Raw genomic sequence first — 8185 nt, forward strand, 5'->3', positions numbered from 1 at the left:
GCGGCCGTTCCCGGACCCGGGAGTCACCCCGGTCGGTCTCGGTCGGGCCCGGGGTAAGTCGGCCTCGGGAGGGTGCGCAGCTGTTTGCGCGACGTGACGCCGAGCTTGCCGAAGACCTTGCCCAGGTGCCATTCCACCGTGCGCGGACTGAGGAACAGCCGTGTCCCGATCTCGGCGTTCGACAGTCCTTCCCGCACCAGCCAGGCGATCTGCACTTCTTGCGCGGTGAGCTCGGAGCTTCCTTCGGGAGCGGGCCGGCGCGGCAGTTCCCCGCCCGGCCGCAGCTCCCGCTCCGCCCGCCGCGCGAACGCGGCCATCCCCATCTGTGTGAACAGGTCGTGTGCGGTCCGCAGCTGCTCGCGCGCGGCCCGCCGCCGCCGGTTGCGGCGCAGCCACTCGCCGTACAGCAGGTGGGCTCTGGCCAGTTCGCCACGCACGCGCGTCCGGCCGAGCCGTTCGACGGACTCCACGTAGTTGTCCTCGGCGACCGAGCCTTCGGTGACCAGCGCCCGGCAGCGGGCCTCGATGCCGAGTGCCCATTCGGTGCCACTGACCCTGGTGTGCACGGAAAGCCGTCGGAACGCTTGGGCAGCTTCACGCGGCTGCCCGTTCCGGGCCGTCGCTTCGACGCGTTCGGCCAGCATCCACAGGCCCGCTCCGACCAGCAGCTGTTCCTGCCCCGCGAGGTCGGTCGCGACCACCGCGTCGGCGTAGCGGCCCACGCTGTTGCCCAGCAGCGCCTCCGCCCACGCGTAGATCTGCGCCCCGGCGCCCTCACCGCGAGCCAGCACCTCGCCGCGGGTGGCGGCGACCATCGCCGAAGTCTCTTCCTCGCGGCCCTGCCAAGCGGCGAGCATGACCGCTCCGTAAGGCGCGAGACCGACGCCGATCGCCCCGGCGAGCTCGTCGATCTCACCGACCAGTGCGGCCGCCTCGGCCAGCTCGCCCAAGACCACGTGCACCGCCACCCGCGAGGTCACGGCCAGCGGCAACGTGGTGAGCGCCCCGGCCGCACGGGCCCGCTCAACGTGGTGTGTCGCGAGCCGCTCCCAGCTCCGGTAGTCCCACAGGTCGGGTGCGGTGGTGCCGGCCAGCCAGAGCCAGCTCAGCTCGTCCACGCCGGCGTCGGCGTCGGCGCAGAACGCCCGCAGGGCCCGTTTCAACAGTTCGCTGCCGGTCGCGAGCTCACCGGTGTCGCGAGCGGCGAGGCCGTCGAGGAGCAGGTCCGCCGGGGTGGGCGGGCCCGGCGGGGCGGGGGCGCGCCGGGCCGCTTCCGCCACCTCCACGACGTTGCCCCCGACCGCGAGGTGGAGCGCGAACCGCGCTGCCGACAGGGCCTGCAAATAGGTGTCCCTGGCCAGGCGCGTGTCGAACGACTCCAGCTGCTGCGCGGTTTTGAGCAGCAGCATGGGCGCCTCCGCACCCCGGCTGACCGCGAACGCCACCTCGGCTCTGAGCAGGTTGATCTTCGCGTGGCGCAGGTCGTCGAAGCTGCTCGCCTGTGCCACCGACAGCAGGCCGAGCGCCCTCTCGGGCGCGCCCGCCTCGAACGCCGCCCGCGCGGCGGTGAGCGCCCGCTCCGCCCGGCTCACCGGGTCGCGGGTCAGCTCGGCCGCGCGAGCCAGGAACGCCGCCGCGGCGGGAAGGCCGCCTCGTGCCTGCGCGCGGTTCGCCGACCGTGCCAGCTCGGCCGCGACCTCCTCGTCCGGCCCGCCGACGGCCCGGGCCCGGTGCCACGCCCTGCGGTCCGGATCGGACTCGGGGTTCGTGCACTCCGCGAGCGCCCGGTGGGCACGCTGCCGCTGCTGCTCCGTGGCACCGTCGTAGACCGCCGAGCGCACGAGCGGGTGCCGGAACCCCACCCGCGCGCCGAATTCGACGAGGCCCGCCGACACTGCGGGGGCTGCCGCGTCGACCCCCACACCCAGCCGTTCGGCGGCACTCCACACCAGCACCGCGTCGCCGAGCGGGTCGGCCGCCGCGACCAGCAGAAGCCATCGGGACGCTTCCGGCAATCGCGTGACCCGCTCCTGAAAACTCGCCTCGATCCGGCCCGGCGAATCCCGGGCGGCCGGCAGGCCGAATCCGCCGGCGAGTTCAGAGGGCGGCATGCTGCGCGCCAACTCCAGCAACGCCAGCGGATTTCCCCCGGCGTCCGCGACGATCTGCTCCACCACGCGCTCGTCCACCGGCCCCGGCAGCGCCATCCGCAACAGGGCCCGGGCGTCCCCGGCGGGCAGACCCAGGACCGGCAGCTCGGTGACGCCGATCAGCACGGCAGCCGGCACCTGTTCTCGCGTCGCGAAGACCAAGCCCACGGATTCGGCGAACAGCCTGCGCGCCGCGATCGCCAACGCATGAGTTGAAGCGTGATCCAGCCACTGCAGGTCGTCGATCAGGCACACCAGCGGGCGTTCGGCGCCGGCGTCGGCCAGCAGACCCAGCACGGCCAGCCCGACGAGGAGCCGGTCCGGCGCCGGACCCGAGGTCAGTCCGAAGGCCGTGCTCAGCGCCTGACGCTGCGGTGCCGGCAGCGTGTCCAGCTTGTCCAGCAGGGGCACGCACAGCTGGTGCAGCCCGGCGAACGGCAGTTCCATCTCGGCCTCGACGCCGGCCGTGCGCAACACCCGACACTCCGCGGCGTGAGCGGCGACGTACCGCAGCAGCGCGGTCTTGCCGGCACCGGGTTCGCCGACCAGCAGCAGCGCACGGCCCTGCCCCGCCCGGACGGCTCCGACGAGCCCGTCGAGCGTTGCGCACTCCCGGTGCCGGCCCAGCAGCACCTGATCGCCTCCGTCCACCAGGTTTGCGGCTGCCCCACGTGGACGGGGCGCTGCCGCGGAGGACCAGTTTATGGCGCGATGGGCCGCGTGGGACGTTCCCCGAGGTGATGGGGGTGCCCGGGCCGGCACGCTGACTGCCCGGTGGTGAATCAACGGCGTGGCGCGCAGGGCAGGGTGTCCACACTCGCATCCGCGTTTTCACAGTCTATTGTGGACTGCACCGTTCCGCCCGACGTCAGCCGTCAGCGGCCCACTCGCGCCGAATGCTCCACATCACGCGTGTTCGCAGGTCAGGGCCGTTGAAACACGGTGGCGGCATTGCTTCTGCCGCAGCGCGGACGGATGCTGACCGGCATGACCGAAATGGAAGAGAGCGAGTGGAAAGCCTTCATCGCGGTAGGTACCCGCACGGGCAAGGTGGCGACCGTGCGGGCGGACGGTGCCCCGCACGTCGCACCCGTGTGGTTCCTCCTGGACGGCGATGATCTCGTCTTCACCACGGAGAACGTGACGGTGAAAGCCCACGACCTCATCCGCGACGGACGGGCCGCGGTCTGCGTCGACGACGAGGTGGCTCCCTACTCCCACGCCGTCCTGTGGGGACACACGGACATCTCCGAGGACCCCGGAGAGTTGCGCACCTGGGCGACCAGCATCGCGGCGCGATACATGGGCGAGGACCGTGCGCGCGAGTTCGGCGAACGCAACAGTGTTCCCGGCATGCTGCTCGTGCGGATGCGCATCGAGCACGTGAGCGCCTATGCGGCCATCGCCTGACTTGAGCCGTCCTTCGAGCGAGAAAAACTTCAAGGTCGCGCCTGCTGTTCCCGGCGCCCGTCAATTCAGAACGTGGTCCTGTTCCCGGCGTTCGCTGACGGTGAGGACGGTGCCGAGGTAGTCGGCGATGGCGTCTCTGTTGCGGGTCAGGAATTCGATGCGTTCGGACAGCCGGGCTTGTTCGTGTTGCAGCGTGACGATCATCTCGGGCGTCACGAACGGCGCGTAGATGGTGTGCGGCTTGTCCAGGCACGGCAGGAGCTGCTGGATGATGCGGGTCGGGAGGCCGGCGTCGAGCAGTCCCTTGATCTGCTGCACGACGTCCACGTGCGGCTCGCCGTACTCCCGGTAGCCGTTGAGGGAGCGGCTGGGCGCGAGCAGTCCCTGCTCCTCGTAGTAGCGCAGTAGCCGACGGGATACGCCGGTGCGCTCCGCGAGCTCTCCGATTCTCATGTGCTCCAGCCTACCTTGACCTTCACATCGATGTGAGTGTTGAGACTTGCGGTAGGGATCGCCACAGCAACCACTGCTACCTCGGAGGTTTCGAATGAAACTCGGACTTCGCCTGCCCCAGCGACTGGGAGTGGACCTGCAACACGACGTGGTCGACGCCGCCAGAACGGCGGAAGCGGCCGGATACGCGAGCTTGTGGACCTATGAACAGTTGCTGTTCCCGGAGACGCCCATCGAACCGTATGCGCCGCCGAACGTGCCGTGGCCGGAAAGCGGGCGGCAGACGGCCGACCCCTTGGCGGTGCTCACGGCCGCGGCGGTGGTGACCGAGCGGGTGCGCCTCGGTACGGCCGTGCTGATCGCGGCCCTCCACACCCCCGTCCCGCTGGCGAAGGCGTTGGCCACGGTCGATCAGATCAGCGGCGGCCGCGTCATCGCGGGCATGGGCGCCGGCTGGTCCAGCGACGTGCTCCGGGCCACCGGCGCCACCCGAGCGGATCGCGGCCGGTTCCTCGACGAAACGCTGGACGTCTTCGATGCCGTGTGGGGCCCGGATCCGGTGACCATCCGGAGTCCGCGCGTCGTCATCGACAAGGCCTCGGTCCTGCCCAAGCCCGCTTCGAAAATCCCCGTGATGCTCGCCGGCGGTGCCAGCAATCTGGGTCGCAGCTCCAGTTCCACAGCCCTGGAGCGCATCGCGAAACGTGCGGACGGCTGGCTGCCGCTGCTCACCACACCCGGGCCGGCCGGAGCCGCGGCGTTGCGGGAGAACTGGGACCGCATCCGGGAAATGGCTGCCGGGTACGGCCGGGACGCGAGCCGGATGGAGCTGGTCGTGGTGGGAAACGTCACCTTCACCGACCGTCCGGCCGGATCCGACCGATCGGCGTTCGTCGGCACGCTCGATCAGATCCTGGAAGACATCCACACGGCCGAAGAGGCCGGCGCGGACGAGCTCATCGTGGACCTGAACCTGCAGGACTGGTTCACCAGCACAGGGCAGATGCTCGAGAAGGCGGTGGAGATCCGCGAACGGGCCGCCGCCTGACCGACGGTGCCCGCGGGTCAGCCGGCCTCGGCGAAGTCGGTCGAGGCGGCGACGTCGGTGACGACGTCGAGCAGTGCGTGCAGCGCGGCGGAGTCGTTGCCCGCCAGCCAGACCATCTCGGTGGAGACGAACTCTCCGGCGATCGGCACGAAGACCACACCGGAGCGGCGCAGGCTGCTGGCCGACTGGGCGAGACGCGTGATCCCGGTTCCGGCCGCGACGAACCCGAGCAACGCCTGCACGCTGGCGTCCCGGTGGACCACGTCGGGGGTGAATCCGGCGGCCTGGAAGGAGCTGTCGAACGCCTGGTGCCACGGCTCCCACGAGCTGCGCGGGGTCAGGACCCAGCGTTCGCCGGCCAGCTCGGAGAGCGTCAGTTCGGCGTGGTCGGCGAGCGGGTGATCTTCGGGCAGGACGGCGCACACCGATTCGACCACGAGTGTCCGGGATTCCAGACCGGCCACGAGCGGCGGTCGCGTGAACGCGACGTCGTAGCGTCCTTTCTGCAACCCCTCGACCAGCGGGGCGATCGTCGTCTCCTCTGTCGTCAACCGGAGCCCGGGCAGCCGTTGCCGGACCGCGCGCACCACCGGCGGCAGCAGGTAGTTCGTCGTGGTCGCGAGGAACGCGAGGCGCAGGCTGCCGACTTCGCCGCGCGTGGCCCGGGCCACCAGATCGAACGCTTCGTCCGCCCGGGCGAGCACCGCGCGGGCCTCGGGGAGGAACAGCGCGCCGATCGCGGTCAGGCGGGTGCCGCGGGTGTCGCGGTCGAAGAGCTTCACCCCGAGCATGCGTTCCAGCAAGGTGATCTGCTGCGACAGCGACTGCTGACTGATCAGGAGCTGCTCGGCCGCCCGCGTGTAGCTGGACTCCTCGGCGACGGCGACGAAGTACCTCAGCTGCCGAAGATCAGGGGTCACAGGAAAAGCCTACAACCACGACAGGTAGCCGGTGTTGGACGGCACCGAGCTCTCGAGACGACCATTGGCCTCGGTAAACACCAACGTGAAAGGCATGTGAATGACGAACGAAACACCGGGCCGCGTCTGGCTGATCTCGGGCTGTTCCAGCGGTTTCGGCCGCGAGATCGTGCGGGCCGCGCTGGCCGCCGGTGACCGCGTGATGGCCACCGCGCGCCGCCCGGAGACCCTCGCCGACCTCGCGGAAGCCGGAGGCGACCGGGTCAGCACCGCGGCGATGGATGTCACGGACCCGGCGTCCATCCGCGCCGCGGTCGACGCGACGCTGGCCGTGTTCGGCCGCATCGACGTGCTGGTGAACAACGCCGGGGTCAGCGTGATCGGTGCCGTCGAGGAAACCCCGGTCGAGTACTTGCGCAGCATGTTCGACGTCAACTACTTCGGTGCTGTGCAGCTGACCCAGGCCGTCCTCCCCGTGATGCGCGAGCAGGGGAACGGCACGATCGTGGTCATGAGCTCCATCGGCGGCCTGATTACCTTCCCGGGCCTGAGCGGCTACAACGCCACCAAGCACGCGCTCAAGTCTCTGGGCGAGGCGCTGTCGCTCGAACTGACCCCTCTCGGCATCCGGGTCATGGTGGTGGAACCGGGGATGTTCCGCACCCAGTTCAGCACCAGTCTGCAGTGGACCCCCGAGAACCCCGCCTACCACGCGACCTCAGGCGAACTGCGGCAGATGGTCAAGAACGTCGTGGGCCAGGAACCGAACGACCCGGCCAAGGGCGCCGCGGCGATCGTGAAGGTCCTCCAGTCCGAGAACCCGCCGCTGCATTTCCTCCTCGGTGAAGACGCGATCGACGGCCTGCACCAGCACAACGAGGCACTGCTGGCCGACGTCGCCACGTGGGAGTCGCTCAGCCGGACGACCACGATTTCCTGACCAGCGGACATTGTGGACGGATTTCACCTTCCGCGGTGAATCCGGTGTGACCCTGGCGACCTCCCGGATACGCCGGGAGGTCGCCGGCGCTGGTTCTCGACCACGGCTATCTCCGTGCACAGTGGACACAATGCCTGATCAGCACCACCAGGAACGGATACATGCCTGAGAAGAACCGGGAACTCGCCGATTTCCTGCGCCGCGCCCGCAGCCAGTGCGATCCGGCCCGGCCCGGACTGCCGACGGATTCCCGGATCCGGCGGGTACCCGGCCTTCGCCGCGAGGAAGTGGCGCTGCTGGCCGGCATTTCCACTGACTACTACACCCGGCTGGAACAGGGCATCGTGCCCTCGCCGGTGGTGCTCGAGGGTCTCGCCCGGGCGCTGAACCTCGACGCGGCGGGGCGGGCTCACCTCGAGGACCTCGTCGGGCCGGGCAACCGCGCCCGGCCCGGCACGGTGCAGCGCGTCCGCCCGGGCCGCGCCTGGCTCCTCGCCGCCTTCGACAGCCACCCGACCCTCCTTCTGGGCCGGAGTACTGACGTGCTGGCGGCCAACCTGATGGCGCGGGCGCTGTTCGCCGACTTCGACGCCATCCCGCCCGGCGAGCGCAACTACGCGCGGTGGATGTTCCTCGCCGAGGACGCGCGGGCGCTGTTCGCCGACTGGGAGGTTCAGGCGCGGGCGGTGGTGGACGGCCTGCGGCTGGAGAACGGCGCCGACAGCCGTGATCGCGGAACGGTCGCGCTGATCACCGACCTACGCGAACAGAGCGCCGAGTTCGAGCAGTGGTGGGACGAACATCGCGTGTACCGACGAGCTCCCCGGGCCATACGCCTGCGTCACCCGGTGGTCGGAGACCTGACCGTCGACTGCGAAACGTTCACGCCGGCCGGGGACCCGGAGACCACGCTCTACGTCTACACCGCGGAACCCGGGTCGCCGTCACAGAGCACGCTGAACCTGCTGGGCAGCTGGGCCCTTTCGGACGGGTCCTTGGCGCCACCGCCGGCGAACTGATGCCGGTGCGGGGGAGCGGGTGAAGCTGATGTCGTGATCTGCGGTCCCGATGGAATGCGCAATTCCGTTAGGTCAGGCGCCCTTGTTTGCCAGCGAGCTGTGCGAACACTGAAGAGCCGGGGGTGGCGGCGGGTGGTCACCGGTGGCCGCCGCGCGGTGCGGGGGTGGCGGAGAACTGGCCCTGCCAGCTGGCTTGCGCGCCGGAGTCGCCGATGCGGTAGATGTCGTACGCGGCGCCGCCGGCG

Annotated in this window: 7 protein-coding genes; 4 read left to right on the forward strand and 3 right to left on the reverse strand. The window is 70.4% G+C overall.

What is annotated here, in order from left to right:
* Nucleotides 1–23: 23 nt before the first annotated feature.
* Nucleotides 24–2801: an AAA family ATPase gene (locus AB0383_RS40700; protein ID WP_366190106.1), complete on the reverse strand. Its 2778-nt coding sequence runs from the start codon at nt 2799–2801 to the stop codon at nt 24–26.
* Between the two features lie 336 nt (nt 2802–3137).
* Between AB0383_RS40700 and AB0383_RS40705 the strand changes: the two genes are divergently transcribed.
* Nucleotides 3138–3560 (forward strand): PPOX class F420-dependent oxidoreductase, encoded by a 423-nt coding sequence (locus AB0383_RS40705; protein WP_364177110.1) that lies wholly within the window; start codon nt 3138–3140, stop codon nt 3558–3560.
* 60 nt (nt 3561–3620) lie between these two features.
* Here the strand turns inward: AB0383_RS40705 and AB0383_RS40710 are convergent, their stop codons facing one another.
* Entirely contained in the window at nt 3621–4013 is a 393-nt protein-coding gene (locus tag AB0383_RS40710) for a MerR family transcriptional regulator (protein WP_364177107.1), read from the reverse strand.
* Nucleotides 4014–4107: 94 nt separating this feature from the next.
* On the opposite strand from AB0383_RS40710, the gene AB0383_RS40715 reads away from it, so the two are divergent.
* The gene (locus AB0383_RS40715; RefSeq protein ID WP_364177104.1) at nt 4108–5061 is read left to right on the forward strand and encodes a TIGR03619 family F420-dependent LLM class oxidoreductase; all 954 of its coding nucleotides are present in this window, start codon (nt 4108–4110) and stop codon (nt 5059–5061) included.
* Nucleotides 5062–5078: 17 nt separating this feature from the next.
* Here the strand turns inward: AB0383_RS40715 and AB0383_RS40720 are convergent, their stop codons facing one another.
* Entirely contained in the window at nt 5079–5981 is a 903-nt protein-coding gene (locus tag AB0383_RS40720; RefSeq protein WP_366190107.1) for a LysR substrate-binding domain-containing protein, read from the reverse strand.
* A 100-nt stretch (nt 5982–6081) separates the two neighbouring features.
* Between AB0383_RS40720 and AB0383_RS40725 the strand changes: the two genes are divergently transcribed.
* Both AB0383_RS40725 and AB0383_RS40730 read left to right on the forward strand, forming a co-directional pair.
* Nucleotides 6082–6921, forward strand: a complete 840-nt coding sequence (locus AB0383_RS40725) for an oxidoreductase (RefSeq protein WP_364177098.1) — start codon at nt 6082–6084, stop codon at nt 6919–6921.
* 161 nt (nt 6922–7082) lie between these two features.
* Nucleotides 7083–7940: a helix-turn-helix transcriptional regulator gene (locus AB0383_RS40730; protein WP_364177095.1), complete on the forward strand. Its 858-nt coding sequence runs from the start codon at nt 7083–7085 to the stop codon at nt 7938–7940.
* Nucleotides 7941–8185 lie beyond the last annotated feature (245 nt).

The sequence above is a fragment of the Amycolatopsis sp. NPDC051373 genome, from assembly GCF_040689465.1.
In the GTDB taxonomy this organism is placed as follows: domain Bacteria; phylum Actinomycetota; class Actinomycetes; order Mycobacteriales; family Pseudonocardiaceae; genus Amycolatopsis.

Bases quoted from the DNA above. Each gene is read 5' to 3' on its own strand.
- AB0383_RS40705 (WP_364177110.1), top strand. From the start codon at position 3,138: ATGACCGAAATGGAAGAGAGCGAGTGGAAAGCCTTCATCGCGGTAGGT.
- AB0383_RS40710 (WP_364177107.1), bottom strand. From the start codon at position 4,013: ATGAGAATCGGAGAGCTCGCGGAGCGCACCGGCGTATCCCGTCGGCTA.
- AB0383_RS40715 (WP_364177104.1), top strand. From the start codon at position 4,108: ATGAAACTCGGACTTCGCCTGCCCCAGCGACTGGGAGTGGACCTGCAA.
- AB0383_RS40725 (WP_364177098.1), top strand. From the start codon at position 6,082: ATGACGAACGAAACACCGGGCCGCGTCTGGCTGATCTCGGGCTGTTCC.
- AB0383_RS40730 (WP_364177095.1), top strand. From the start codon at position 7,083: ATGCCTGAGAAGAACCGGGAACTCGCCGATTTCCTGCGCCGCGCCCGC.